This is a genomic window from Butyrivibrio sp. LC3010 (assembly GCF_000424385.1).
In the GTDB taxonomy this organism is placed as follows: Bacteria; Bacillota; Clostridia; order Lachnospirales; family Lachnospiraceae; genus Butyrivibrio.
This window is the reverse complement of the sequence record NZ_AUJU01000004.1, coordinates 205,853-232,027: the sequence shown is the minus strand read 5'-3', so window position 1 is coordinate 232,027 and position 26,175 is coordinate 205,853. Positions and strand designations below refer to the sequence as shown.

Sequence of the window (26,175 nt, the reverse complement as noted above, 5' to 3'; positions counted from 1 at the left end):
CAGAAGTTTTGTTAGTTTTTTTCTAAAAAAACAGGCAGTCATCAATTAAACTGCCCCGTTACTATATACATATGCATATTACATAATGTTAATTCTTTCAAAACAAAAATTTGGGAAACAATCAATAAAAACTGTAGAACATTACTAGAAAGAATATCGTTTTTTATCAGAATCATAGGTGCAGTATTTAGCACCTATGATTCCAATCCGTAAATAATTACGTCAGCTCATGAAAATCAAACTCGTTCGATTTTACCCTTAAAGCCTGCTTTCTCAAGAGCCTTCTTGAATTTCTTAAACTGCTTCTTAGACATCTTTTTCTTTGAAACCTTGAAGGTCATCTTTGATGTCTTAAGCCCCTTAAATGCACCCTTTTCTACTTTGATGCTCTTTTTGCCGTAGAATCTGATTGTCTTAAGCTTTTTTGCGCCAGAAAACGCATTCTTACTTATAGCCTGGATTGAACCGGGAATAGATACTTTTTCTGCCTCACTTGCATTTGCAAAAGCTTCAGCCTTGATCTCGGTAACTAAGTATTCAACACCACTAACTGTGACATTATTGGGAATCTTAACACGTTCTTCAGTTGTTTCTCCTACTGATGTAAAAGTAGCTGTGCCATCTTCCTTAGTATCAACTGTATAGTTAGTATTTTCTACCTTAGTATTATCAACTGTTGTTGGCTTACGCTCCTCACCTGAAACAGTCTGATTAGGTGTTTCAGGTGACGGCGCAGCATATACAGGTGTAGAGATAAAGAGTGCTGCCCCAAGGATTGCTGCAAGAACTTTTTTCATAACACTATGCATGGTCTCCTCCTTTCCTCCCCAGCGCTTAAGCACCGGATCAAATTTTATATGAGTAAATTACAGAAAAACTGTAAATAACTCCGACAAAAATACAAGGATAATACTCAATTAATTATTAGCATAATAATATGTGCCTTGCTTCTTATAGTAGTACTTACCCTTACTACTCTCCACTCTGTTGAGAACAACTCCAAGCAGAGGACATCCTGCTCTCTCAAGCTGCATGGCTGAATGTCTAACCATCGACTTTGATGTGACACCACTTCTTACAACAAGAATTGCCCCATCACAAAGAGAACCGATTCTCTCACCGTCTGATACAAGATCAAGAGGTGAAGAATCAACCAGTGTATATCTAAAATTCTCTCCTGCATAATTGAGGAGCTCTTCAAACCTTTGATTTTCCAAAAGTTTGGATGGATTGATTACATTATCAATATTTGGAAGAATAAATCCATTATCTATTGAAGTAGGATAAAAAGCTTGATCAAAATCACCATCTCCTGAAAGGACAGCGCTTGTTCCCTGAATCTTACCACCATTTGTAAGCTTCATATCATACTTAATAGCCATGGTTGATTTTCTCATATCAGCATCGATAAGAGCTGTCTTAATTCCTGTCTGTGCAAACTGTCTAAATAGCTGCATAGTAACAAAACTCTTTCCCTCATTAGGGGTTGAAGATACTATCATGATTTTCTTTACATCTTTACCCAAAAATCCAATGTTTATACGAAGAGAATTAAGTGCCTCTTCCATTGCATAGGGTAACTCTGGATTATTATTAAATACTATCTTATTCATGAGCACTTAGCCTCCTTTCCACTTTTTTCATCTTTAATATTCTTTATCTTTTTCCCGGATGTTGATTCATTTCCCTCTGCTAAAACTCCAATATTCCCCTCAGGAATAACCGCAAGAGGAAGAATACCAAACATTCTCTCGATATCATCAGCGGTATTAACTGTATCCTGAAGTACAAAGATTACAGTGAAGACTCCTAAAACAAGTACTGTTGCTCCAAGAGCTCCAATCATTATATTCTTAGAATAACTTGGAGAACTCTTAAACATAGGTACAATTGCAGGTTCAATGATATGAGGTTTAGGCGTATCCATGAGCTTTGGAATTTGAATCTCAGCCTGTTTTGCAATATCATTTGCAATCTGTTCAGCTTCATTAGGGTCATTACTTGTAACACTGATAGTCATAATTCTTGTATTCTTAACAACTGCTATTTCTACCATTTTAACAAGTTCTTCATAAGTATAATCAAGATCAAGATCCTTGATAACCTGATTAAAAATCGGTCTTATGGTAATAACCTGCTCATAATCCGCCGATAACCCTGTTCCAAGATTAAGGTCAGTAAGATTAACCATTGTATCAGTCGATGCAGAAACTACATATACTTTTGCTGTGGCAGTATATAAAGGTTCCACCAGAAAATAAGTATAAGCTCCAGCCAATACTGACCCAAGTACAAACGCTGCAATAATTATGATCAGTTTGCTTCTGAAATAACTAAGCAATCCAAAAAGATCAATCTCCATCTCTTCCTGATCATCATCAACTTTTAAAACCTTTATCTGTTTTTGTTCCATTTGTTTCTTTTCCATGTCTTCTCCTCTAAATCAACTTCAATAACTACTCTTTTACAGGCGTAAGGTGAAATAATTTATCCATCACCTGATAATAAGAACCTTCATTTATATAGAACTCCTGATGCTCTAATCCATCGGCGAGTAATTTTCCGATTTCGTATCTACCTTCAAATTTCAATGTTCCAAGGTTTTCTCCTCTATTTGCTCTGTTTAAAACTCTTGAAAAATCATTCCCGGTCATGTTAGTCTGTGCGACTTCTTTCAACTTCTGATATATTTCATTAGGGAATTTAGGATCCTCTTCTGTTTTTTCCATAAGCTTATTCAAATAGGCTTTTATATAAGCTTCCTGCCTTGCCATTCTTCCTTCATTGGTGCCATCTCCGACTTCCATTCTGGCATGAATGTAGTTATAGGCCTGCTTATCATTGAGGGTAATCTCCTCTCCTTCAATTAGAGTCGGATCAACCTGGCTAAAATCGCCTTCTACAGTGACTGTTACTCCACCAATTACATTATTTAGTTTTTCTATGGAATCCATGTTAAGCTCATAGTATCCATCAATTGGTATTCCACCTAAAAGCTCCGAAACAGCATTCACTGTGTTCTCGCTGGACATCTGTGGATTACCTCCAAACCAGTGCGCAGTGCATATCTGCATAAGGGACCTCGCATTGACACTGCCGTCCGGATTCATCATTGGAACTTTCATAATTGTATTACGATCTATTTCCAAAACTGCATAATTATTATCAGATCTGTTGAGTACTACAAGAAGTAATACGTCCGCCATATTCCCATGATAATCAACAGCTTCTTTATCTTTATAAGTCCCTGATACATCTGTTCCTATTACCAGGTAATTCCTGACTGCTGCATTGTATCTACATACATTCCCATTTATCAGAAGTTCGACATCTGAAAGGACTGTATCTTCTTCATAAACATCTTCCATTTCTTGCATATCTATATATTTTTCAACAGCATTTATGCCTAAAAAAAGCACTAATAGTAGAAAAACTATTACAAAAGAAATCCCTACTACCTTAAACTTTCTACGATTCATCATTTCTCCACAGTTTATCTGAAAGCATATCTATATCATTCAAAATCACCTCTCCGAATTTCTTCTTCAAGGCTTCTCTACCTTGTGACATATTCACTGGTCTGTCTGTATTATTATGCGCATCTGTACCAAGAATAATACTATGCCCATCATTAATAAATTTAAATACAAAACGTCGTGACATCCAAGACTGGAAACACTCTGTATTTATCTGCGGTATAACCGGAAGTTGCATAATCTCATTCCAAATTGAAATATCTTTTTGATATTTTCGAAATCTCTCAATATGAGCCAGAATAATTGTAAGGCTCTGCCTCTCTATAATCTCTTTAACTTCCCTGTATACATCTTTTGTCCATTGTCTAAAAGGCATCTCCAGAAGTAAGACCTCAGTCCCTTCAATACACAAATCTGATAAATTCTTGGATTTAGCCATTCCTGAAAAGAAATAGACCTCTGCTCCTAATTTAAACTTCGGATTTGTTTGATCTGAAAACTTCTTATCTAAAGTCAAATCATTATACAATTCTTCGATGACTTTATTATAAGCTCTTTGTCTTCTTTCGATGAATCTTACAGGATCATCCTGCTGTGCATAGAAGTGAGGTGTAAGAACAATTCCGTTAACGCCCTGATCTATCTCTGCTTGAATCATCTCTTTTGTTATATTTATATTTTTGCTGCCGTCATCTATCCCCGGCAATATATGTGTATGGAAATCAAACATGATAAATCCCGCAGCTAAAAACTTCCTTCTGAAAAAACATGATGTACAAAGACTTAAAATACACAATGAATTATTTATCTACATATAAACAATTCATTTCAATATAGTATATATAAATTTTCTATAAACTTCAAATAAAAATAATGTGAAGTTTCCATTAAGTTTTTGTGCAAAAATAATGAATATAATTAATATATAGTTATCTTTTACAACGACTCTATAATTTAAAATTAATTTCAACAATAAATTAGAGCATATCCAGAACTAGTAAAATTATATTACCAAAATACACTTCCAACATCTGCATTACTAAAGTTCATGGTTCTAATTCTTTCCCATCTTTAATAAATTCAGTAACTCAATCATAGGCTAAGTCTTATTCTTTTGTTAAATAATATGCATCAAATGGATAATAATCATATTGTATTCGGGAAAGATATTTTACTTCGAAGCCTTCTACATACTCTTCAGGGAGTTTTTCACCTATATCTACGATAAATATTATATTCAGTTATTCATGTTATCAGATTCAGTTATTCATGTTATCAGATTCATTTTTTTCTGCTTGACATTATTTTTAAATAATGTTTATATATTTAACGTTTCTATTCTAGAAACTTATATGCATTCAGTATATAACCTTCACATATATAGAATTTATTTTCGAATGAAGATGCATTTTGAAAGAAAGGAATTATGATAATCATCATTTAGATGAACAAGATGTAGAAACATGAATATTGATAATTTACTTCCAAAGTTTGATTTTACGCAAGAATTAGCAGAGCGAAAGCAGCAACTAGATAGAGAAATTACAGCAAGAAGAAAGCGTTTAATGGACGCACCCGGCGGTAATCTTCATATTAATAATTTAATAATTTTATCAATCCTAATGATATGAAAAATGATTCTCAATTTTTATGATATTTTAGTTGTATTTTCACAAATTTTTATTTTGATAATTTTAACCAATATTACATCGCTCTTTTTAATAAATAAAGCTTGCTACTATCTGCACCAGGTATCTATGATTTGTTATACTAGATAATTAAAGAGGATGATGTCGAATTAGATGATTAGCTCTAGTAGCTCTTTTCTGCATATAAGGCAGAATTCATAAACTATCTTTTACGTATATCTCATAATTTCAGTAGGCCAACAGTGTATTGAAAACGCTCCGCTTAAACATAGAAGCCTCATGTAAGAGTGATCTTTGTTTTATATATCTTCTTGAATGGATGCCAGTACCAGATCAATCAACTATTGCTTGGGTTATTTCGCTACATATTTTCGGATTTAAGAAAAAAACATAATAATTGCAACTTTAATTCAAATCTTTAAGTTTAATCCGAAGATATCAATATCCCTCATAAAGTTCATTTCATGTTCAAATCATCCTCAAAAAGCACATAATAGAAAATGAGTTACACTTTTTCACCCTCAAAAGTGTAACTCATTTTATTGGCTTTAAAAATTCAGTTCCTTACAATGCTACTATCTCACACTCATGTTTCTTACTTTTGCTATCGTAATTAATCCCAATAAATAGGATATCACCATTATATTCTTTCAAAGCTCTTCCATACTGTTTCTCAAATATCTGCTTAGTCGCTTTATCTACTGTTTTATCCCACTTTAGTTCAACTATAAGCGCTGGACATTTAACATCCTTCTTAGGCCAAAATACTATATCCGCATAGCCTTTTCCTGTCGGAAGCTCTTCTATTTTAGTGTAATAATCCACTGCACTTATATAAGCCATTTTTATAACACTTCTCAGTGCCTGCTCGTTATTGTAAAAATCAGGAGCAGTTTCATCCATATGCATATCTTCTATGATACCGGCAACTACTTCGCAATCCTTATCCCAGGTTGCCCTAAGAAGGCGATCTGACTGCTGTACTGCCTTCATTAGTTCTTTTCTATTACCATTTTTCACAGCTCTGATAAATTCACTTTTAATCTCATCATTAGGAATAGATACCATTTCTGAATCTTCATCGAAGGTAAGATACCCCAAATGTATAAGAAGTGTTAAAACATCATCTCTGCTCTCCATAGATGTAAGATCATTTTGAAATGAATTAGTGTCAACCTTTATTCTATTTCCACCAATCATATCTATGACCGCATCCTTTAGTCCATCAAAATTCATATCTATATAATCTCTGAGAGATTCATAAGTTTCTGTCTTAGTCCAATAATTACTAAGCTTTTTCCGCAGCATCGATTCCATAACAGACTTCGGATTAAATATATGTTCATCTCCGACACGATAACCATCATACCAACGCTTAAGAGCCTGGTAATCCATTGAATTTTGTTCACATAATTTTTTCACTTCCTGCTCTGTAAATCCGATGTATTCCTGTAATGGTCTTGGTTCCACCATACTGTATTCATAAAAATCGCTCATCGCAGATTCGTGTCCATATTTTTTTATAGGTAAAATTCCTGTCATATAAACGCCATCAAACAAAAGATCAGTGAAACTGCTCTTAAAAAGAGATCTTAAAAGCTTGATATATTTTTCCAAAATAACAGAATTCCCTTTATACTCTCTAAATGGCGCATCCCATTCATCTATGATGAGTATGAGTTTCCTTCCTGTTAATGCTACTAATTTGCTAAAAGCATTAACAAGGTTTTGTTCATTGCGCACCTCAGGAAAATCATATGAAAGGTCTTCGATGACATCCCGTTCCATACTGTCTATTAACTCACTGCTCTTATCAACAACTGATATGAAATAAGTCATGTCCAGATAAATGACATCATGGTTATTTATGTGTTTTTCAAATGATTTATCTTTAGCCACTATCAGATCGGCAAAAAGATCATATGAATCGCAATCATTGCAGTAATATGCACAAAGCATTTTAGCACCATAAGATTTTCCAAAACGCCTTGGTCTACTGACACAAACGAGTTTTTGTGGCGTGGACAAACACCCATTCATAAATGAAATGAGGCCTGATTTATCAATATAATTACCATTTCTTATTGTTGAAAATCCATCGTTTCCAATATTTAAATATTTTCGTGTTCTGACTGAATTATCTATAGTTTCACTTACAACTCCGGGTACATAGGTATAATTGTCAGGAATAATCCATCTTCCTTTCTCCATTTTTGCGCCTACTATTTTCCCCTGCGCGCAGAGAGAATTGACCTGCCTTTTAGAAATATTCCATTTATCTGCTGCTTCTTTTGATGTCATAATATATCCTCCTGACATTATTATATCACAATAGTGGGAAGTGGGAAGCCCAGGCTTCCCACTTCCCACTATATAAATTACTATTATAATCCACTCATCCCACAACCTGAATAGCTTTCTTCGGGCACTTCTGTGCGCAGAGGCCGCAGTGTGTGCACTTGTCCTGATCGATGGTTGCGACGTTGTTCTCTACGGTGATGGCACCGGAAGGACAATTCTTCTCACAGATGTGGCAGGCGATACAGCCGACCTTACAGTACTTGTTGACTGCCTGGCCCATATCCTGAGATTTGCAGCGAACTGATTCTGTCGCATCGTAAGGTATAAGATCAATAAGATGTCTGGGACAGATGTTCACACACTGGCCGCAGGCCTTACAAGCTTCTTTGTCGACTACAGCGATTCCGTTTACTATATGAATCGCATCAAACTGACACACGCTTACACAACTGCCGCCGCCAAGGCATCCGAAGGTACAAGTCTTAGGGCCTGCGCCCGGAACCTGGTTGATCACACGGCAATCATCTGCGCCGTAGTACTCGTATCTCTGAGTAGCCTGCTCGCAATCGCCTCCGCAGTGAACATATGCAACCAAGCGCTTTGCATCACCTGCATCCACTCCCATGATTTCTGAGATCTTTGCTGCAACCGGAGGTCCTCCGACAGGACACTGACTTACAGGCGCCTCGCCCTTTGCTATTGCAGCTGCACAACCTGAACATCCCGGGAATCCGCATCCACCACAGTTGTTACCTGGAAGTGCTTCCAATATAGCCTGTTCTTTCTCATCAACATCTACGTGCAGTTTCATGTCAGCAACGCCAAGGATTATTCCGATAAGAATACCTACTCCTGCGACCACTGCCGTAGCAATGAGTACACCACTAATCATAATTTTCTCCTTTGATATTTACCTAAGTGTTGAAAATCCTGTAAATGCTATTGCCATAAGTCCTGCTGCAAGAAGTACAGTGGGCATTCCTTTGAAAGGTCTTGGAATGTCGTTAAACTGGATCTTCTCACGAATACCGGCAAGGATTACTATTGCGATAGTGAAGCCAACAGCTGTCGCAAAACCGCAGATTGTACTCTCAAGAAGATTGTAGCCATCGGTTACGTTGTTAAGAGCAACACCGAGCACTGCACAGTTTGTTGTTATCAAAGGAAGATACACACCAAGTGACTGATAAAGTGATACAACAAACTTCTTAAGAAACATTTCCACGAACTGAACCAGCATAGCAATAACCATTATGAAAACAATAGTCTGCAAAAATGAAAGATCAAGTGGTGAAAGTATAAACTTATAAATTGCATTTGTTACAAGTGAAGCCAATGATATAACGAACACGCACGCCATGCCCATACCAAAGGCGGTATCTGTCTTTCTTGAAACTCCAAGGAAAGGACAAAGTCCAAGGAACTGACTCAGGACTACGTTATTTACAAGAGAGGCAGTTATCATTATGGATAAAAGTCCGATTATAGTGTCTGTCATTTCTTATCCTCCTCTCCCGGTGTTACTACTTCTTTTATAGATGCATTTGTATTAGCCTGTGCTGTTGTAGCCTTGATTTGTTCAAATCCTGATAATACCTTTTCTTTTTCAGGAGCCTTTATATCACCGGGCTTTATTGTCTCAGGCTTTGCCTCAAGCTTTGCTGCCTTTTCTTTTGCAAGAAGTTCTTCCTTAACCTTCTTGGGATCCTTGATTTCAACGTCGCTGCAGCATCCGCCAACACCAAACTTGGATGTGTCCTTGCCCTTCTTTTCCATATTGAACTTAACCTGGTTCATTATGGCAATCAGTACTGCAAGTACGATAAATGCCCCTGCCTGCTGTATGAATATTCTTATAGGCTGATACAGGCTAAAGAAATATCCCACAGGTCCCGGTACTACAGAGCCTTCACCAAAAATCTGAACGTCGAACATTGTGCCGCCGCCGATGAGTTCTCTGAAAAGTCCGATAACAGTAATAGCACAGGTAAAGCCAAGTCCCATGCCGATTCCATCGAAGAAGGAAGGAACCACATTATGCTTTGAAGCGTATGCCTCTGCTCTACCGAAGATGATACAGTTAACAACGATAAGCGGAATGTAAACACCCAGAGCTGCATACATCACCGGCACGTAGGCCTGCATCACAAGCTGAACCAATGTAACAAAGGATGCAATAACAACGATGAAAGCAGGAATACGAACGGTGTCAGGAATCACTTTTCTTAAAAGTGAAATAACTGCATTACTAAGGGCAAGCACGAAGGTTGTAGCAAGTCCCATGGTAACACCGTTGATTGCAGATGTCGTAACCGCAAGTGTAGGACACATACCAATCATAAGAACCAGTGTGGGGTTCTCAACTATAAGTCCATTCAGGAAGCGCTCCGCAGGAGTGTCCTGTTTGAAGCCTAAAGCTCCTTTATTCTCTTCACTCATACGAACCTCCTTAATTTGCAAGTGCAGACTCGAAATACTGCACTGCTGCATTTACGCCAAATGTTATAGCCTTTGATGTGATCGTTGCACCTGAAATAGCTTCTATCTCACTGTCAGATGCCGGATCATTTTTAGTTACTGAAAACTGTGCGGCCGGTTTTCCTTCAAACTGAGGAACGATAACCTTCTCAGCATTCATTCCAAGTCCAGGAGTTTCATTTATAGAAATAATTGAAATTCCGTTAACATTTGAGTCATTAGTAATACCAACTGTGAAAACGATCTTGTCTCCGTAACCGCCACTGGAAACCTGAACAACATAGCCAAGTCCGTTTCCTGAAGCATCAACTGCCTTTTTAGCACTTACTATATCGATTTTGCCATAATCAGCTCCGCTAAGAACTGCTGCTTTCTTCTCTTCGTCAATGGCTACATCCTCGAAATCTGCTGCATCTGAGAACACAGCCTGATTAGCCTTTATCTGAGCAAGCTCGTTCTGATAAGCGATAGGTTCCTTTGTAACCTGATATACGAAACCAAGAGAAACACCTGCAACTAAAGTTATTACGAAAAGAATGAGCGCATTTTTCAGCATTGTTTTTATATCTGTCATGCCTTTTTCTCCTCCTTCTTTTCAACGGGTCTGATACCGAATGCTCTCGGGATTGTGTACTTCTCGATGAGCGGAACGATCAGATTACCGATAATGATCGCATAGGATACACCCTCAGCCGATACTCCAAATACACGGAAGATTCCGGTCAGGATTCCAAGGAAAACACCGTAAATATATTTTCCTTTTGCAGTTATCGGGCAGGTTACGTAGTCCGTAGCCATGAAGAATGCACCGAGCATAAGACCGCCTCCGGCAAGCTGGGCTGAGATATAAGCTCCGTTTAATCCATGTCCTCCAAAGATAATAATGAAGAGCACAAATGAAACTATGTAGGAGCCGGGAATCTTCAGATCAATAATTCCAAGCATTATCAGAATGCAGGCACCAACTACGATTGCGATCATGGATGTCTCACCGATGGTTCCGGGAATTTTACCTATGATCATATCGATGACTGATACTTCCTCTCCTGCCTTAAGAGCTGCAAGAGGAGTTGCTGATGTGTAAGTATCTGTTGTGAAGTTGGTCATGAATGCCGGGAATGAAATAAGCAAAAAGCATCTTGCTCCCAGAGCCGGATTCATGAAATTCTGTCCAAGTCCTCCAAAAAGCATCTTAACAACAAGAATTGCAAAAATGCCGCCTATCACGGGAAGCCACCAGGGGGCTGTGCTTGGAAGGTTCATTCCAAGAAGCAGTCCTGTAACTACCGCTGAAAAATCTCCAACCGTTATCTTTTTATTCAAAACTTTTTCAAAACAAAACTCGGTAAGGACTGTGGATAATACCGAAAGAATCAGTATTATCAACGCATCTATCCCGAAATTGTAAATGCCAAAGCCTGCAGCCGGAAGAAGTGCTATGACAACCCACATCATAATATTTGAGGTTGTCACACCGGACCGAACATGCGGATTTGACGAAACTTTCATCATATCACTCATTGTTTTTTTCCTTTCGTTTACTTCTTCCTCTTTCCAAGCTGGATTTTACGCATACCCTTTATCAGCTGAGTGAGCTGTCTTCTGGCAGGACAAATGTAGCTGCAGCATCCGCATTCGCAACATTCCATTCCATATTCGGCAAGGAATTTTTCTTCCTGACCATTCTCAACATCATCAGCAAGGTTCTTGGGAATTAGTCTCTCAGGACATACATCCACACACTTTGCGCAATTAATGCAGGCACTTGGCTCCATTGCAGAAACTGCATCCTCTGTCAGACAGGTAAGAGCTGATGCCGTCTTGGTTGTAGGAACATCCAGGTCAAATAATGCAAATCCCATCATGGGACCACCTGAAATAATCTTTGCAGGTGCTTTAACAAATCCGCCGGCATCATCGAGTAGTTCTCTGTAATTTGTGCCGATTCTGACCTTATAGTTTCTGGGATCTGCTACTGCATCACCTGTGATGGTAACGATTCTCTCCATAAGCGGGCGTCCCTCTATGACAGCTCTGCTTATGGCGCACAAGGTATCAACATTATCAACTATGCAGCCTGCATCAGCAGGAAGCATTGATGAATTAATCTCTCTTTTTGTACATGCATAAATCAGCATGCGTTCTGCACCTTCAGGGTATTTTGTCTGAAGTGCCTTAACCATAATCTTATCGTCATCCTTTGTGAGCTCACGGAATTTTGCAATACAATCAGGCTTATTGTCTTCGATAGCCAGAATTCCTCTCGCATTTGGGAAAAGAGAAACTGCAATCCTAAGTCCACTCAAAAGTAGCTCAGGATCCTCTATCATACGTCTGTAGTCACTTGTAAGATAAGGTTCACACTCCGAGCAATTGGCGATTACATATTCAATTTTCTCTGGTTCCTTTGGAGACATTTTGACCGCAGTAGGGAATCCGGCACCGCCCATTCCGACAACTCCGGCTTCTCTGATGAGATTGATCTTCTCCTCGGTGGTAAGTTCTTCGAGAGGCTTCGTGGGAAGCATTTCTCCTTCCTCGTACAAGCCGTCATTCTCGATGATGATGCTGTCACACATACTACCTGTAGCCAGTCTCCGTTTTTCGATTCCTTTGACTGTTCCTGATACCGATGCGTAGATCGGTGCTGAGACGAAACCTGCCGATTCTGCAATCTTCTGTCCCACCAGTACATGATCGCCTTTTTCAACAATAGGCTTTGCAGGTGCACCGATATGCTGTGATATCGGATAGACAAGATCACCCTTTGGCAGAATTTCCTTGATGGGTTTATCCTTGGAAAGTTCTTTGCCTTCGTAAGGATGCACTCCGCCCACAAAAGTTAATTTAGCCATTTCCTACCCTTCCTTTTTAGCCATAGCAGGCCATATTTTCTTGTTCAGAATATTATTTACATAATGGAAAATAATAGAAGCCCCCATAAGTGTAATTATTCCAAACGAATAAATACCTTTTTTATTATACTACAAATTAAATAATTAGTCAGATTTTAATAAGAAATCTACTCATTTATTTTCACAATTTCTATGATAAAATGAATATGTTTGAAAAACAGATACTGATCAATGAGGTGTGCTTGTATGAAAATTATTGATGAAATTATCACTGAATCAGCAGAAAGCTATCCCCTTGAGAGAATATCCGACTCTCCGGAGGATATTTTATTTATCGACATTGAAACAACAGGTCTTTCACCAAAAAACAGTCTGATTTACCTGATAGGCTGCGCTTATTACAGAAACGAGACCTGGAATCTTAGGCAGTTTTTTTCCGACAGCCGTGGTGAGGAAGAGGATCTTCTGCTCTCTTTCATGGACTTTGCAAAAGATTTCCATGTTCTGCTCCATTTTAACGGCAATAGATTTGATCTTCCTTTTATTGAATTTAAGTGTGATCGTTTTCATATAAAAAATCATCTTGAAGAATGCGAATCCATAGATATTTATAAGCGTCTTGCTCCATATAAAAATATTCTTGGAGTTCCGGACTGCAAACAGAAAACCATCGAGCTATTCCTTGGCATAGACCGCACCGATGTATATTCAGGAGGTGAACTGATAAAGGTCTACAAGGATTATCTTTTGAATAAGGATGAGAAGTTATATAATCTTCTGCTCCTGCACAATGCCGATGATGTCCGTGGAATGTTCATGCTGCTTCCGGCGCTTTTCTATCATGATCTTTTCCGGGCTCTTTTAGACAGAAAGGTTGTGCTTTTCAGAACCGATGCTCCGGAATACCCACAGGTTCGTTCCGGATTTTGTATAGATGAATGCTCTGATAATGAGTCTCCCGATGCAGTTATTGACCTTCCGGTTCGTGCAATGAAGGTGCAGGCCAATTATTACAAGGATTTTGATGGAAAACAAAAAGAAGAGATACTTATGAAAATATCTCTTCCTGATACTCTTCCATCTTCCATTGGCGGGTCTGCGGACGGATGCTTTTTCAAGGCGGAAGGCGCTACAGCGACTTTGAGAATTCCGCTTTATGAGACTGAGCTTAAGTATTTCTACAACAATTACAAGGATTACTATTATCTGCCTGCTGAAGATCAGGCGCTTCATAAATCCGTTGCTCAGTTTGCTCCCAAATCCCACAGAGTCCAGGCCACTGCCTCCACCTGCTACACCAGGAAACCGGGACAATATCTGGTTGAGTGGGATGCAATATTCTCCCCGGTTTTCAAAAAAGACTATGCCGACAAGTCACTGTTTTTTGAGCTGACCGATGAGCTGAAAAAGAGCCGCGCAGCCATGAGCTTATACGCTGTGCATGTTATGGCTCATATAATTGAACGAGCTTAAACCTTGTTCTTTCTGACGTTATAAAACCTCCCGGGCTACGGGAGGTTTTATTTAAGCAGCGCACAAAGCGATGCCCTTCACGAACTTGTTACTTAATATATCAAGCTTCCAATGCCTGTCTGATATCTTCTATAAGGTCTTCTTTATCTTCAAGGCCGCAGGAAATTCTTATAAGTCCTGCAGGGATTCCTGCTGCTTCAAGCTGCTCATCAGACATCTGTCTGTGAGTTGAGGTTGCAGGGTTGAGGCAGCATGTTCTTGCATCAGCTACATGAGTCTCGATAGCACAGAGCTTTAATCTGCCCATGAACTCCTCTGCTGCCTTCCTTCCACCCTCAATCTCGAAGGATACAACTCCGCATCCACCGTTACCCATATATTTCATTGCAAGGTCATAGTACTTGTTGCTCTTAAGTCCGGGATAATTTACATTTACAACTTTCGGATGTTTTTCAAGAAACTCAGCAATAGCAAGTCCATTTTCAACATGGCGGGGCATGCGCACATGAAGTGATTCAAGTCCAAGATTTAAATAAAATGCGTTCTGAGGTGCCTGAATGCTTCCAAGGTCTCTCATAAGCTGAGAGGTGGCTTTAGTTATGAAAGCGCCTTCTTTTCCGAACTTCTCTGCATAAACGATTCCGTGATAGGATTCATCAGGCTTTGTAAGTCCGGGATATTTGTCGGCATGAGCCATCCAGTCAAACTTTCCTGAATCAACGATGGCACCGCCCACTGCTGCTCCGTGGCCGTCCATGTACTTTGTTGTGGAATGTGTTACTATGTCAGCGCCCCATTCAAAAGGTCTGCAATTCACAGGAGTGGGGAATGTGTTATCAACTATAAGCGGCACTCCGTGAGAATGAGCAGCCTTTGCAAATTTCTCTATATCAAGGACTGTGAGCGCAGGGTTCGCAATCGTCTCGCCGAATACTGCCCTGGTGTTATCCTGAAATGCTGCATTAAGCTCTTCTTCTGTACATTCAGGATCAACGAAGGTTGCTGTGATGCCCATTTTTGCCATGGTCACAGAGATAAGGTTGAAGGTTCCTCCATAGATAGATGCTGAAGCAACGATATGATCACCTGCTTCGCATATATTGAAAAGTGCAAAAAAATTAGCTGCCTGTCCGGAAGATGTGAGCATTGCTGCTGTTCCTCCTTCAAGTTCAGCAATTTTTGCTGCAACATGGTCATTTGTGGGATTCTGAAGTCTGGTGTAAAAATATCCTTCCGCCTCCAAATCAAAGAGTTTTCCCATATCGCTACTTGTATCATATTTGAATGTAGTAGACTGAACTATCGGTATCTGTCTGGGTTCCCCATTTCCCGGAGTGTAGCCTCCCTGAACACACTTGGTGTTGATCCTGTAATTTTTCATAACTTCTCCTCTCTTGTTTATATTGGATATCGAATTTCTTAATAAAAACTGAATCCATTTTTTATTTAGCATCTAAAAAGTAATAGCTGACTTTCCTCTATAACTTACGTCCGTTTATGAACCAAAATACCACTGATAATATAAAGAAAACAAGTGTTGCAAGCGCAAGTACTGCTTCTACTATAAGTGATATCTTCCACTTAAGATGCATTTCTTTAATATTCTGCGGTCTCTCAGGCCAGGATATTAGTATTATAGCCCCTACAATTCCACTAAGTGTAAGGGTTGTTGTTCCTATTAAAATAAAAATATCAAGCATGACGCCACCTCTATATTATTAGACAACCTGCCTGTCACTTCAAGTGTTTTTCAATTGTGTCATTTTTATTATATATTGATAATCAAATCCATTGCAATACATTGCAATTATTGCTATTGTATGTTGGTGATTGTTTTATTCCACAGACAAAATGGAGTTTTTATGAAAAAAAATCTGAAAACAGAATTCAGCACCAGACAGTATATGCTGTCACGTGATTTTGAAATCTATTATTACAATGACAAAACTATCCCGGATGTTAAGGCTCATACCCATGATTATTATGAGTTCTATTTTTTCATGGGCGGCCATATCATTATGTATATTGACGGTAAATCATTTGTGCCTGTTCCCGGAACCATGATCATTATTCCACCCGGGGCTGCCCATTTTGCAAGGCTTTTGGATTCAGACTCTCCCTACAAGAGATTCGTCTTTTGGGTAACTGAGGACTTTCTTCATACACTTTCAAATATTTCTGAGGATTACCTTTTTCTAACTGACAAAACGAAGCCATCAGGTCGATTTTTCATACATAAATTTACTGAAATTGAATTTAATGCTATTCAGGGAAAAGTGTTCACTCTCATTGATGAAATTAATTCTGACAGATTTGGAAAGGATGCAAAGATACTGATATCTGTCAGTGATTTTATGTTATCAATAAACAGAATGGTTCATGAAACAGAGAATCCTTCAATAACCGATTCTGAACCGGATTCACTGTATCAGAGTATCATTTTATACATCGAGTCTCATATAGACGAAGACCTCTCGCTGGACAGATTGTCCGATATTTTTCATGTGAACAAGTTCCATATATCTCATCTGTTCTCTGATACGAACGGTCTTCCTTTACATAAATATGTAATAAAAAAGCGCCTTGCCATGTGCAAAGACGCAATTTTGAATGGTCAGGATATTTCTGCCACAGCTGCAGCTTATGGTTTTACGGATTACTCGGTATTTTACAGAGCATTTGTTAAAGAGTACGGTATTTCGCCTAAAAATTATCGCAATGAGGTGGTGCGTAATAAACAATGATCAGCTTCATTATCACACACTTTTATTTCTATTCTGTCTCCGTACTTTGTTTATGTGCCGCTCAAAATCTCCGCTCTCAATCAGTGTCGCAATCACATACTGATCAAGTGGCGGAACTGGACATTCATAGAACCCGGTTTTTTCATTAAAAAGTTCAAGCAGCTCATCAGGAAGAACCATGTATGCGCATCTGGCATAGCTTCCGATTGTTCTGGTGAAGGTGTTTACATATATGACGCGTCCCTCGGTATCGAGAGAATAAATTGTTTCCTCAGGTTTTCTGCTTGGTGTAAATTCAGATTCAAAGTCATCCTCCACAATATAACCGTCATTTTTTTTGCTCCATTTCAGGTATTCTCTTTTCTTGGCGGCAGATGCAGTTACTCCGCTGGGGAAGCTTCTATAAGGACTGATATGAAGGACTTTCATTTTCCCTTTCCAAAGCTCATCGCTTTCAACTCCATCATTTCCCAAATTCAGCATTTCTATATTAGCGCCGCCTGCTTCGTAAACCTTCTGAATTTTAGGATAGGATGGATTCTCTATTCCGTAGATGATGTCCCGCCCGAAGGTCTGCACGATAAGGCCATACAAATACTCAGCCCCCGCGCCGATAATTATCTGATCAGATGAAACCTCCAGTCGTCTCGATCTGCTAAGATAATGAGCGATGGCATTTCGAAGTTCAAAGGTACCGTTTTTAGGAGACTTTGTCATTATGTAGTTTTCATATTCACTAAGGACACGCCTAACGGTTTTGGCATATATTGAATATGAAAATTTCGCCGCAGCAGGAGCAACCTGCTTTATAGTATTCCCCTTCTCTCCGGTTTCCTCTGTCTTTTTATTAGCTGCAGGCTTTCTTTCTTTTAATCCTGTATAGATTTCCTTGTCATCAAAAGTCACAAAATATCCGCTTTTTTCCTTAGCCGTTATGTATCCTTCCTCAATCAAAAGCTCATAGGCATGCTCAACTGTGATAACACTGACTCCCATAGCTTCTGACATGACTCTCTTTGACGGAAGCTTGGTATTAACCGGATATCGACCATTAATGATATCCTCTCGTACCTGCTCGTAAACCTTAAGATATCTCTTATTTGTGTCCATTTTCACACCTGCCCGTCTTTTGTAAAATCTATTATTATTTTGCTATAGACTTTATATTTATTTCGCCCTGTCTGGTTATATAAAAAAATCCAAATCTGATATTTTTAATACTACCAGTTTGATGATATATTATGTTAAGTCAATAAGTCAACGAAAAATAATTCATATTGGTCACGGAGGAGATTATGAGAAACGATCGAATTACAAGAATTTCGTATGCAGGCCTTATGGCTGCACTTTGCTATGTAGGTTACGCGGTATTTCCTGCTATAAACGCTTCAGGCACGAAGGTTCATGTAGGAAATGCATTTGTGGTACTCGGCGCTTTACTTTTAGGAGGTCTTTACGGCGGACTTGCCGGAGCTATCGGTTTATCCCTTGCTGATATCATCTCCGGCTACGCAGCCTCCGCTCCAAGAACTTTCATCTGCAAACTGGTAATAGGTTTGGTAGTAGGTCTTGTTGCTCACAAGATTGCAAAGATTTCTGATGATAACAAAAAGGCATATGTTCTCAAGTGGTCTATCATAGCAGCTATTGCAGGACTTGGATTTAACTGTGTGTTTGAGCCCTCACTTAAGTATGTGTGGTACACAATTCTTACCCCCAATGCTGAGAAAGCAGCTTCCGCAATCAGCGCTCTTGTAGCAGTTACAACCTATGCCACAATAATAAATGCAGTAATCAATTCACTTATTGCTATAGTTCTTTACAATGCACTTCGTCCTGCACTGTTTAAGGCTAACCTTTTCCCGTCAATAACAAGACACGAGATTCATCAGGCATCATGAAAATACATGGCTTACAAAAAATGACATTATTGGACTATCCGTCAAAAGTAGCAGCAACCGTCTTTTTAGGCGGTTGCGATTTTAAATGTCCATTTTGTCACAATTTTGAAATCGTAAACGGAACTCTCCCTCCTATAATGGATGAGGATGAGCTTTTTTCATTTTTAGAAAAACGCAAAGGTCTACTTGATGGCATTGTGGTAACAGGCGGGGAGCCTTGCTTAAATCCTTCACTCCCCTCTCTTTTATCCGGAATCAAAGACCTGGGATATCTGGTTAAGCTTGATACCAATGGATATCATCCGGAAATACTTAACAATCTGATAGGCGAAAAACTTATAGATTATATTGCGATGGATATTAAGAATTCACGGGATAAATACGCTATGACCTGCGGCTTGTCATTTCTTAATACCGATATCATCTCCAGAAGTATAGATATTATTATGAATTCAGGACTCGATTATGAATTCAGGACTACTGTAATCCATGAATATCACACCGCTTCTGATTTTGAAGATATAGGAAGATGGATTGAGGGCGCAAAAGCATACTATCTTCAGCAGTACATTGAAAGAGATACTGTTCCTGATAAGAGTCTTACATCTCCTTCAAAAGATAAAATGTCCGAATTTCTTGATATTGTAAAGAAATATGTACCAAATTCATCATTAAGAGGTATTGAGTAATGGAAAGCGACCCGCAGGTAATACTTCATCAAACCTGTATCTCGTCTTCTTCCGGCAGGTGGACTTTGGATATAACCACAATGGTATCTCCCTGCTTTAATTTCACACCGCCCTTCGGAACTATTGTGCGGGAGTCGCGTTTAATTGATAACAGGATCGTCTGTCTTGGGAAATTCAGGTCTTTTATAAACTTATCATTCCAAGGGTGAGTGGGACCAAGTGTGACTTCCTTCAGATTCATGGGAGTATCATTTTTTAAAGCCTGCGCTCCGATTACTACTTTGTCCCCCGGTTCAAACACTATATTTCCGTTTGGAATGATAGTATTTCCCTGTCGTTGGATCATTGCTATCAGCGCTCCGTGTGGCAACTCCACTTCTCTTACTTTCTTGTTTACCCACTTATCTTTAGTACTTAGCTGAATCTTTATAAAATGCATGTCGATAGATTTTGAGTAGTCGCCCATGTGCTTAAGCTTAGTGTACTGTTCCACAAAACCTGCGGAAATAATACCTGTAGGGATTGCAACTATCAAAACTCCCAGAAAAGCAAGTATAATTCCAAAGACTTTTCCCATAATAGTCACAGGGTAAATGTCTCCATAACCTACTGTCAGAAGTGTTGATGCAGCCCACCATATTCCTGAAAATGCATTTTCAAACACATCAGGCTGAGCCTCGTGCTCAAGGGAGTACATGCACAGGCTTGATGCAAGCATCATTACAGCTATGATAAATACCGAAGATAAAAGCTGCTGCGCTTTATTTTTAATGATCTCAGTTATTACATTTAAGGAATCATAGTAAGCATTTATTCTGAAAAGCCTCAGAACTCTGGCCACTCTGAACATTCTAAAGGCCGTGGCTCCAGCCGGAAAGAAAACCGGCAAATAGTATGGTAAGAAGCTTAAAAGATCAATTATTCCAAGCAGTGAAAAGAAATAGGCGATAAATGCCTTAAATTCAGATTTATCAGGATACATGCACTTAGCGCATATTGCCCTAAAAATATAATCGATGGCAAAAAACAGAACGGTCCAGTATTCCACCTGTTCAAGAACACTGCCGCATACAGATTGTACGTCATCAAATGTAGAAAGGACCGCTGCGACAAGATTTAATACCAGCGCAGCTGATCCTATAACGTCATAGACTACACTCGGAAAATCTCCGAGATATCCCACAGATATAACTCTGAAAAGTTTACTCCTGAACTCATTAAACCCTTTATTTTTTTCCACAGCACTCTCCCCTATTTAGTTCTCCTGCATTAGTCATTTCCCCATAAAATTTAACAATCCAACTTATTATCAAATTTCTGCAGGAACTATTTATCTGCCCGAATATCACATTCCCTCAAGGTACCAGAATTCTGATATTTTTATTTATCATCGGCTCTGAATTCTATCGCATCACCGGGCATAAGTGGTTTGCTGAAATAATATCCCTGAATAATATCAGCGCTAAATGCTCTCAGCTTTTCATACTGCCACTTCTCCTCTACGCCTTCAACGATTACCTTCTTGTCGATGTCATGTACAAGCTGGATGACATCCTTTATGAAAGAATCCTTTCCATCCTCTAAGTAACCATCAACCAGGGATTTATCGAGTTTTACATAATCAACAGGGATATATGTAAGATAGCCAAGGGAGGAATAGCCGGTTCCAAAATCATCCATTAGAAGCTTGATTCCAAGCTCATTAAATTGCTCAAACAGTCTCTCTGCCTGGTCTGTGCGCTCAAGGAAAAGTCCTTCAGTTATTTCTATTTCAACAAACTCTCCTGAAATATTATAACTCGAAAGAAGGCCCTTAATAAAGTCCACGTAACCTGTATCACCTATCTGGTTACTTGAAAAATTTATGGAAACAGGATGCAGTTTTTTGCCCTCATCACGCCAGGTTGCAAGCTGTTTTATTACCAGTTCGGTCGTAACTCTTCCAAGTCTTCCAATCCATCCGCTGGTCTCAAGAATCGGTATAAACACATTGGGATAAAGCCCTTCTGCCTTTATTCTTACAAGAGCTTCGTAGCCTGTTACCTGCTTGGTTTTTGCATCAATCTGAGGCTGATATACCATGTAGAATCCATCATTATCGAAAGCATCAAGAATCTTTGCCTTGATCTTGTTTTCTTCACGAACTTTTTTCTTTAACTCATCTGCATATTTGAAGGCTTTATTTCGTCCTCTGACCTTTGCTTCATACATGGCGATCTCTGCGTTCATGATATGCTGATCGGGCAAAGTCGCACCGTCAGACACAGAGATTCCGATACTGCAGGACAGAATGATGGTTTCATCTCCAACAGGAATCGGTGTCCTGAACATATTTAATATCTCTTCTATTGAATTTGAGTTTTCATCAAGCTGTTCATTTGGCACCATCAGCAGGAACTCGTCGCCTCCGTATCTGGCGATCATCCAGTTCCTGGCATCCGCCATGTGTTCTAGTTCCAGTGCCAGATATTTCAATATTTCATCCGCAAGCTGATGTCCGTAGGTCTCATTTACATCCTTAAAATTATCTATATCTATCATCAGAACTGAATATACATGTTTTATGGTGAAATTCTCGCGCAGATAATCTACAGCACTTCGCCTGTTCAGAATATCCAAAAAGTCATCATGTTCTGCCTGATACTTTAGCTTTTCCTGGGATTTGATCAGCTCATCCTTGGATTCCCTTAGTTCATTATTGGTTTCTTTACCTATAAGTACCGTAGTGTATACAGCACCCAGAAGTGAAACCATAGAAAGAAAGATAAGTCCGAGTGTAGGGAATAAATTTCCATACATATCCACGAAAGTCAGTGGTCTGTTGAATATGACTGCATCATTGGGAAGCTTTTTCTCATCGATATCATATTTTTGCAGCATCAGATAATCAAATTCGGAAAAATGCGGAGTATCAACCACCAGCTTATCATTCTTTATGCTTTTTCCACTCAGTAGGTCAGTCATATATTTTGCTGCCATTTTGCACTGAATTGTAAAATCTATACCAATACTGCCCAGCACACCATCACTAAAACCACTGGAAAAATTACGCATTATCGGAATATCCGTATTATTTATTATTATGTTGGTCATCTCATTTGTGGAATGGACAATCTTAACAGAATCAGTGAAGCAGGTCATAAAAATCAAAACTGCATCTGATGGTATTTTTTGAATTACTGTATCCAGATCTTCAAAAGGTATTGTGGCGATATTTATCTCATTGAATTCATATTCAGGATGGTTATTTTTTACTCTGTTATAAAGCACCCTGTCTGCCAGACCTGCCGGAGAATTATCATGAATTCCATAATATACTTTCTTATCAGGCATGAGCTTAATGGCAAGTTCCATGGTATCAACAAGATAATCATTTTCAAAAAAGCCATACATTTCGTATCTCTCAACGGCCATCTGCGCGAGAGTCATATTATTTACACCAAAGAAAACAATGGGGATATCATGAAAAATATCCTCGTGATATTGCATCGCAAATTTCACTGCCTCATCATCTGCCAGCAGCACACCATCGTAGTCTCTCTGAATATTTACTCTTTCAACAAAATAATTGTGAAATGTTTCGATATCTTTTGTAGAGCCGTGCTTTTTAGCATCCATGAACATTAAATCAAATTCGATGCCATTTGGTTCAAAGATTTCTCTAAGCCCTTCAACCTGGGGTTCAAATGTATAATACTGGGAATTATAAGAAGTCAACAAAAGAACTCGATGCTGCACCTCACCTTTGTAAATAGGGCTACCCATCGAGAGAGTACTATCCTTTGTCACAAACTGCCGAAGATACCAGACGGCTACCAAGAGACTCAGGACACTTATCAAAATGAATACCAAACGTACTTTTTGTAGTGTACTCTGTTTCGTCATAAAAACACCGACCTCATAATGATATTAATAATTCTACCACTATAAGAATCGATGTTTATGAATTAAGACTTATGTATCTGTATTTATATTAAAGAATACATAAATTTTCTATAAATTTATTGATAATAATTTTATGTTTAAAAATATCGTATTTTTCAAACAAACGGATTATAGAACCTGTTCCCATCGTGATATGTGAGTATAAGCGCCGCAGCACTGAGAATCACAGCCGAAAACAGCACCACATAATCTCTCACGGTCAGCTTTTTTCTTGAATACCAGCTGCGTTTCTTCTTTTTGCCAAAGCCCCTAAGTTCCATGGCATTACTTACTATGTCAATTCTCTCCATGGATGAAAAAAGAAGCGGAAATATTATTACGGCTGTATTGGTGATCCTGGAAATGAGATTCCCCTTTTTGCTCATCTCTATTCCTCTTGCTTCCTGAGCATTTTTTATTTTATGAAAATCATCCTGCACATCAGGAATATATCTAAGGGCAATCTCAACTGAATAAGCTAAAGTGTAGGGAACTCCGATGCCGTTTAAGGATGCCGCGAGCTCACTGGGATCAGTGGTAGTAAGGAAAATGAAAGCTCCCGGTATTACCGTGAAATACTTCATTGTGACGTTAAGTTCATAGAAAAGCTGCTCTTTCGTAACAATGTAATTCCCAAATATAGTAAAAAGATCTGTTCTCGTACCATAGATTTTGCAACCTTCAAAGGGTGCTAATATAAATATTCCCAGCATGTTGATGATCATGAAAAACATGATTGCATAAAAAACTTTCGAGACCTGTTCCCATTTGGTTCCAGATATATAATATATCACCGCACCTATAACCAGCATCGCTGCCAGTACTCTGGTATCATAGGTAAGCGCACTTGTAAAACACCAAAGGAGAAATACTATCAGTTTGGTCAGTCCGCTAAGTTCATGAATAAATGTATCCTGTTTTTCATAGGACAAAACCTTAGCCATTTTTGCCTCCTTGCTCTGACTTATTCCGGTCGGATGCTCTCCTGTGCCTGTTTTCATCATCGATAAATCTGGCTGCAAATTCAGGCGGGTTTTCTATACCACATCTTACGGCAAGATCGTAAAGAGATGTCTTTTTCAGATATGCAGCTTCACAGGTGTTCTCATCAGTAAGAATATCAAACGGAGGTGCATCTTTTATCAGATTACCGTTTGTCAAAACCAGCGTTCTGTCTGTGTATTCGAGCATAAGATGCATGTCATGGGTAATCATCAGTATGGTAATATTCGTCTTATCCCGAAGCTCTTTCAAAAACTCCATTATCTCCGTATAATGTGCAAAATCCTGCCCTGCAGTGGGCTCATCAAGGATGATTAGTTCCGGATTCATCACAAGAATTGATGCTATTGTAAGTCGTTTTTTCTGGCCAAAAGAAAGAGCTGACACAGGCCAGTTTCGCTGCTGATATAAACCGCATATTTTAAGAGTTTCATTTACTCTCTTTTCAATCTCGTCATCAGGCACTTCCCTGACCTTGAGACCAAGTCCGACTTCCTCAGATATCATAGGCTTACTGATCATCTGATTCGGGCTTTGCATCACAATCCCTATCCTGTCCCCTCTCTCCTTTATGGAAAGACCGGAAATATCCTGTCCACGAAAATATATATCACCGGAAACCGGTTTTAAAAATCCGCAGATAAGCGAAGAAAGCGTGGTTTTCCCCGCTCCGTTTTTTCCAACCAGAGCAACCATCTCTCCCCGTCTTAATTTAAAACTGACATTATTCAGAATATCTCTTTTCTTGTCATATCTGAAGCAGAGATTCTTTACCTCTAAAATGACATCCTCTGAATACTGCTTTACCGAAGGCTTAACGGAATAAAACCATTTTTTTATGTCTTCTTTGTACGGCTCTAAGTCCATAATCTCGATATTTCTCGGATTGGACGAAGGCTGTATTTTTGCTCCTGAAGCCTTAATCGCAGATATGTAGAGCGGTTCTCTGATTCCGTTATCAGAAAGTAGATTGCTGCAAAGAAGGTCGTCAGGTCTCATGTCTGCAACTATCGTTCCATTGCCCATCAGAATAATCCTGTCAACATCCCTGTAAAGTGCATCTTCAAGTCTGTGTTCAATGATCACAATTGTGACATCATCATTTTTTGATATATCATCTATCAGCTTAATGGCACTCTTGCCGGTGGCAGGATCCAGATTCGCCAGCGGTTCATCAAACAAAAGGATCTTAACATCGCTCACCATAACTCCGCCAATTGAAACCTTCTGCTTCTGCCCTCCTGACATAGCTCCGGGTGCGTAATCAAGTAAATCTGTAAGTTCAAGCTTTTCCGATATTTTTGCCACTCTCTGTACCATCTCATCCTGCGGTACATTGTCATTTTCCAAAGCAAATGCAATATCTTCAGCAACCGTAAGTGCAATGAACTGACCATCTGTGTCCTGCAGTACTGTTCCTACAATCTGTGACATGCCAAACACTCCGAGCTTGCCGGGATTTTTCCCACAAACTCGGAGTGTTCCATTAACCTCACCTGAATATGAACATGGAATCAGTGCATTAAGGCAATTAGCCAGAGTTGATTTCCCGGAACCTGACTGTCCTACAATCAGAATTTTTTCTCCGGGGTAAATCTTCAGATTAATATCATTAAGTGTTGGAAATTGTTGAGCTTTGTACTTAAAAGAAAAATGCTCAAACTCAATAATGGGCTCACTCAC

Annotated in this window: 23 protein-coding genes and 1 pseudogene; 5 read left to right on the top strand and 19 right to left on the bottom strand. The window is 39.0% G+C overall.

Annotation, left to right across the window (positions count from 1 at the left end):
• Positions 1-236 precede the first annotated feature (236 nt).
• The 5 genes from G622_RS0104950 to G622_RS21670 all read right to left on the bottom strand — a co-directional run bounded on the left by G622_RS0104950 (position 237) and on the right by G622_RS21670 (position 4,206).
• The gene (locus G622_RS0104950; RefSeq protein ID WP_196814178.1) at positions 237-797 is read right to left on the bottom strand and encodes a leucine-rich repeat protein; all 561 of its coding nucleotides are present in this window, start codon (positions 795-797) and stop codon (positions 237-239) included.
• Positions 798-917: 120 nt separating this feature from the next.
• Entirely contained in the window at positions 918-1,613 is a 696-nt protein-coding gene (locus G622_RS21685) for a CpsD/CapB family tyrosine-protein kinase (protein WP_044957131.1), read from the bottom strand.
• Complete coding sequence (locus tag G622_RS21680; protein WP_049945691.1) at positions 1,610-2,428, bottom strand: YveK family protein; 819 nt, start codon at positions 2,426-2,428, stop codon at positions 1,610-1,612. Before G622_RS21680 ends, G622_RS21685 begins: the two co-directional genes overlap by 4 nt.
• A 28-nt stretch (positions 2,429-2,456) precedes the next feature.
• The gene (locus G622_RS24315; protein WP_081675183.1) at positions 2,457-3,482 is read right to left on the bottom strand and encodes an LCP family protein; all 1,026 of its coding nucleotides are present in this window, start codon (positions 3,480-3,482) and stop codon (positions 2,457-2,459) included.
• Positions 3,469-4,206 (bottom strand): CpsB/CapC family capsule biosynthesis tyrosine phosphatase, encoded by a 738-nt coding sequence (locus tag G622_RS21670; protein ID WP_044957128.1) that lies wholly within the window; start codon positions 4,204-4,206, stop codon positions 3,469-3,471. The genes G622_RS24315 and G622_RS21670 overlap by 14 nt, the downstream gene beginning before the upstream one ends.
• A 733-nt stretch (positions 4,207-4,939) precedes the next feature.
• Between G622_RS21670 and G622_RS25675 the strand changes: the two genes are divergently transcribed.
• On the top strand, positions 4,940-5,107 hold the full coding sequence (locus G622_RS25675) for a hypothetical protein (protein WP_155831417.1): 168 nt from the start codon (positions 4,940-4,942) through the stop codon (positions 5,105-5,107).
• A gap of 582 nt (positions 5,108-5,689) precedes the next feature.
• On the opposite strand, the gene G622_RS0104920 is transcribed toward G622_RS25675, so the two are convergent.
• The 7 genes and pseudogenes from G622_RS0104920 to rsxC form a co-directional block, all read right to left on the bottom strand.
• Positions 5,690-7,426, bottom strand: a complete 1,737-nt coding sequence (locus G622_RS0104920; protein WP_049945689.1) for an AAA family ATPase — start codon at positions 7,424-7,426, stop codon at positions 5,690-5,692.
• Positions 7,427-7,520: 94 nt separating this feature from the next.
• Positions 7,521-8,321, bottom strand: coding sequence for an RnfABCDGE type electron transport complex subunit B (locus G622_RS0104915; RefSeq protein ID WP_026509768.1), 801 nt, complete (start codon positions 8,319-8,321; stop codon positions 7,521-7,523).
• 15 nt (positions 8,322-8,336) lie between these two features.
• The gene (locus G622_RS0104910) at positions 8,337-8,924 is read right to left on the bottom strand and encodes an RnfABCDGE type electron transport complex subunit A (RefSeq protein ID WP_026509767.1); all 588 of its coding nucleotides are present in this window, start codon (positions 8,922-8,924) and stop codon (positions 8,337-8,339) included.
• A 221-nt stretch (positions 8,925-9,145) separates the two neighbouring features.
• Positions 9,146-9,865 (bottom strand): annotated as a pseudogene (gene rsxE, locus G622_RS21665) (electron transport complex subunit RsxE); the annotation flags it as partial.
• Between the two features lie 10 nt (positions 9,866-9,875).
• Positions 9,876-10,478, bottom strand: a complete 603-nt coding sequence (locus G622_RS0104900) for an FMN-binding protein (protein ID WP_044957126.1) — start codon at positions 10,476-10,478, stop codon at positions 9,876-9,878.
• Complete coding sequence (locus tag G622_RS0104895) at positions 10,475-11,425, bottom strand: RnfABCDGE type electron transport complex subunit D (RefSeq protein ID WP_026509765.1); 951 nt, start codon at positions 11,423-11,425, stop codon at positions 10,475-10,477. Before G622_RS0104895 ends, G622_RS0104900 begins: the two co-directional genes overlap by 4 nt.
• Positions 11,426-11,442: 17 nt before the next feature.
• Positions 11,443-12,759 carry an electron transport complex subunit RsxC gene (rsxC, locus tag G622_RS0104890; protein ID WP_026509764.1) on the bottom strand — a complete coding sequence of 439 codons (1,317 nt, stop codon included), beginning with the start codon at positions 12,757-12,759 and terminating at the stop codon, positions 11,443-11,445.
• A 246-nt stretch (positions 12,760-13,005) separates the two neighbouring features.
• Between rsxC and G622_RS0104885 the strand changes: the two genes are divergently transcribed.
• A complete protein-coding gene (locus tag G622_RS0104885) occupies positions 13,006-14,232 on the top strand; it encodes a ribonuclease H-like domain-containing protein (RefSeq protein ID WP_044957124.1) in 1,227 nt (408 codons plus the stop codon).
• 100 nt (positions 14,233-14,332) lie between these two features.
• Here the strand turns inward: G622_RS0104885 and G622_RS0104880 are convergent, their stop codons facing one another.
• Both G622_RS0104880 and G622_RS0104875 read right to left on the bottom strand, forming a co-directional pair.
• Positions 14,333-15,613, bottom strand: coding sequence for an O-acetylhomoserine aminocarboxypropyltransferase/cysteine synthase family protein (locus G622_RS0104880; RefSeq protein WP_026509762.1), 1,281 nt, complete (start codon positions 15,611-15,613; stop codon positions 14,333-14,335).
• Between the two features lie 97 nt (positions 15,614-15,710).
• A complete protein-coding gene (locus G622_RS0104875; RefSeq protein ID WP_026509761.1) occupies positions 15,711-15,932 on the bottom strand; it encodes a hypothetical protein in 222 nt (73 codons plus the stop codon).
• A gap of 162 nt (positions 15,933-16,094) precedes the next feature.
• On the opposite strand from G622_RS0104875, the gene G622_RS0104870 reads away from it, so the two are divergent.
• Complete coding sequence (locus tag G622_RS0104870; RefSeq protein ID WP_026509760.1) at positions 16,095-16,976, top strand: helix-turn-helix transcriptional regulator; 882 nt, start codon at positions 16,095-16,097, stop codon at positions 16,974-16,976.
• A 12-nt stretch (positions 16,977-16,988) separates the two neighbouring features.
• On the opposite strand, the gene pdxR is transcribed toward G622_RS0104870, so the two are convergent.
• Positions 16,989-18,086 (bottom strand): MocR-like pyridoxine biosynthesis transcription factor PdxR, encoded by a 1,098-nt coding sequence (pdxR, locus tag G622_RS0104865; protein WP_026509759.1) that lies wholly within the window; start codon positions 18,084-18,086, stop codon positions 16,989-16,991.
• Positions 18,087-18,271: 185 nt separating this feature from the next.
• Here pdxR and G622_RS0104860 point away from each other — a divergent pair, with 185 nt between their 5' ends.
• Both G622_RS0104860 and G622_RS0104855 read left to right on the top strand, forming a co-directional pair.
• Positions 18,272-18,877 carry an ECF transporter S component gene (locus G622_RS0104860; RefSeq protein WP_026509758.1) on the top strand — a complete coding sequence of 202 codons (606 nt, stop codon included), beginning with the start codon at positions 18,272-18,274 and terminating at the stop codon, positions 18,875-18,877.
• Positions 18,874-19,566, top strand: coding sequence for an anaerobic ribonucleoside-triphosphate reductase activating protein (locus G622_RS0104855; RefSeq protein ID WP_026509757.1), 693 nt, complete (start codon positions 18,874-18,876; stop codon positions 19,564-19,566). The genes G622_RS0104860 and G622_RS0104855 overlap by 4 nt, the downstream gene beginning before the upstream one ends.
• A 28-nt stretch (positions 19,567-19,594) precedes the next feature.
• Here G622_RS0104855 and G622_RS21660 read toward each other — a convergent pair whose 3' ends face one another.
• From G622_RS21660 to G622_RS21650, 4 genes are all read right to left on the bottom strand, one after another.
• Complete coding sequence (locus tag G622_RS21660) at positions 19,595-20,806, bottom strand: ion transporter (RefSeq protein WP_044957122.1); 1,212 nt, start codon at positions 20,804-20,806, stop codon at positions 19,595-19,597.
• A gap of 140 nt (positions 20,807-20,946) precedes the next feature.
• Positions 20,947-23,331 (bottom strand): GGDEF domain-containing phosphodiesterase, encoded by a 2,385-nt coding sequence (locus G622_RS24310; protein ID WP_049945688.1) that lies wholly within the window; start codon positions 23,329-23,331, stop codon positions 20,947-20,949.
• A gap of 275 nt (positions 23,332-23,606) precedes the next feature.
• On the bottom strand, positions 23,607-24,434 hold the full coding sequence (locus G622_RS0104840; RefSeq protein WP_026509756.1) for an energy-coupling factor transporter transmembrane component T family protein: 828 nt from the start codon (positions 24,432-24,434) through the stop codon (positions 23,607-23,609).
• Positions 24,427-26,175 (bottom strand): ABC transporter ATP-binding protein, encoded by a 1,749-nt coding sequence (locus G622_RS21650; protein ID WP_044957119.1) that lies wholly within the window; start codon positions 26,173-26,175, stop codon positions 24,427-24,429. The genes G622_RS0104840 and G622_RS21650 overlap by 8 nt, the downstream gene beginning before the upstream one ends.

Excerpts from the sequence above, each read along its gene's own strand:
- G622_RS0104950 (WP_196814178.1), bottom strand. The coding sequence starts at position 797 with ATGAAAAAAGTTCTTGCAGCAATCCTTGGGGCAGCACTCTTTATCTCT.
- G622_RS21685 (WP_044957131.1), bottom strand. The coding sequence starts at position 1,613 with ATGAATAAGATAGTATTTAATAATAATCCAGAGTTACCCTATGCAATG.
- G622_RS21680 (WP_049945691.1), bottom strand. The coding sequence starts at position 2,428 with ATGGAAAAGAAACAAATGGAACAAAAACAGATAAAGGTTTTAAAAGTT.
- G622_RS24315 (WP_081675183.1), bottom strand. The coding sequence starts at position 3,482 with ATGATGAATCGTAGAAAGTTTAAGGTAGTAGGGATTTCTTTTGTAATA.
- G622_RS21670 (WP_044957128.1), bottom strand. The coding sequence starts at position 4,206 with ATGTTTGATTTCCATACACATATATTGCCGGGGATAGATGACGGCAGC.
- G622_RS25675 (WP_155831417.1), top strand. The coding sequence starts at position 4,940 with ATGAATATTGATAATTTACTTCCAAAGTTTGATTTTACGCAAGAATTA.
- G622_RS0104920 (WP_049945689.1), bottom strand. The coding sequence starts at position 7,426 with ATGACATCAAAAGAAGCAGCAGATAAATGGAATATTTCTAAAAGGCAG.
- G622_RS0104910 (WP_026509767.1), bottom strand. The coding sequence starts at position 8,924 with ATGACAGACACTATAATCGGACTTTTATCCATAATGATAACTGCCTCT.
- G622_RS0104900 (WP_044957126.1), bottom strand. The coding sequence starts at position 10,478 with ATGACAGATATAAAAACAATGCTGAAAAATGCGCTCATTCTTTTCGTA.
- G622_RS0104895 (WP_026509765.1), bottom strand. The coding sequence starts at position 11,425 with ATGAGTGATATGATGAAAGTTTCGTCAAATCCGCATGTTCGGTCCGGT.
- rsxC (WP_026509764.1), bottom strand. The coding sequence starts at position 12,759 with ATGGCTAAATTAACTTTTGTGGGCGGAGTGCATCCTTACGAAGGCAAA.
- G622_RS0104885 (WP_044957124.1), top strand. The coding sequence starts at position 13,006 with ATGAAAATTATTGATGAAATTATCACTGAATCAGCAGAAAGCTATCCC.
- G622_RS0104880 (WP_026509762.1), bottom strand. The coding sequence starts at position 15,613 with ATGAAAAATTACAGGATCAACACCAAGTGTGTTCAGGGAGGCTACACT.
- G622_RS0104875 (WP_026509761.1), bottom strand. The coding sequence starts at position 15,932 with ATGCTTGATATTTTTATTTTAATAGGAACAACAACCCTTACACTTAGT.
- G622_RS0104870 (WP_026509760.1), top strand. The coding sequence starts at position 16,095 with ATGAAAAAAAATCTGAAAACAGAATTCAGCACCAGACAGTATATGCTG.
- pdxR (WP_026509759.1), bottom strand. The coding sequence starts at position 18,086 with ATGGACACAAATAAGAGATATCTTAAGGTTTACGAGCAGGTACGAGAG.
- G622_RS0104860 (WP_026509758.1), top strand. The coding sequence starts at position 18,272 with ATGAGAAACGATCGAATTACAAGAATTTCGTATGCAGGCCTTATGGCT.
- G622_RS0104855 (WP_026509757.1), top strand. The coding sequence starts at position 18,874 with ATGAAAATACATGGCTTACAAAAAATGACATTATTGGACTATCCGTCA.
- G622_RS24310 (WP_049945688.1), bottom strand. The coding sequence starts at position 23,331 with ATGGGTAGCCCTATTTACAAAGGTGAGGTGCAGCATCGAGTTCTTTTG.
- G622_RS0104840 (WP_026509756.1), bottom strand. The coding sequence starts at position 24,434 with ATGGCTAAGGTTTTGTCCTATGAAAAACAGGATACATTTATTCATGAA.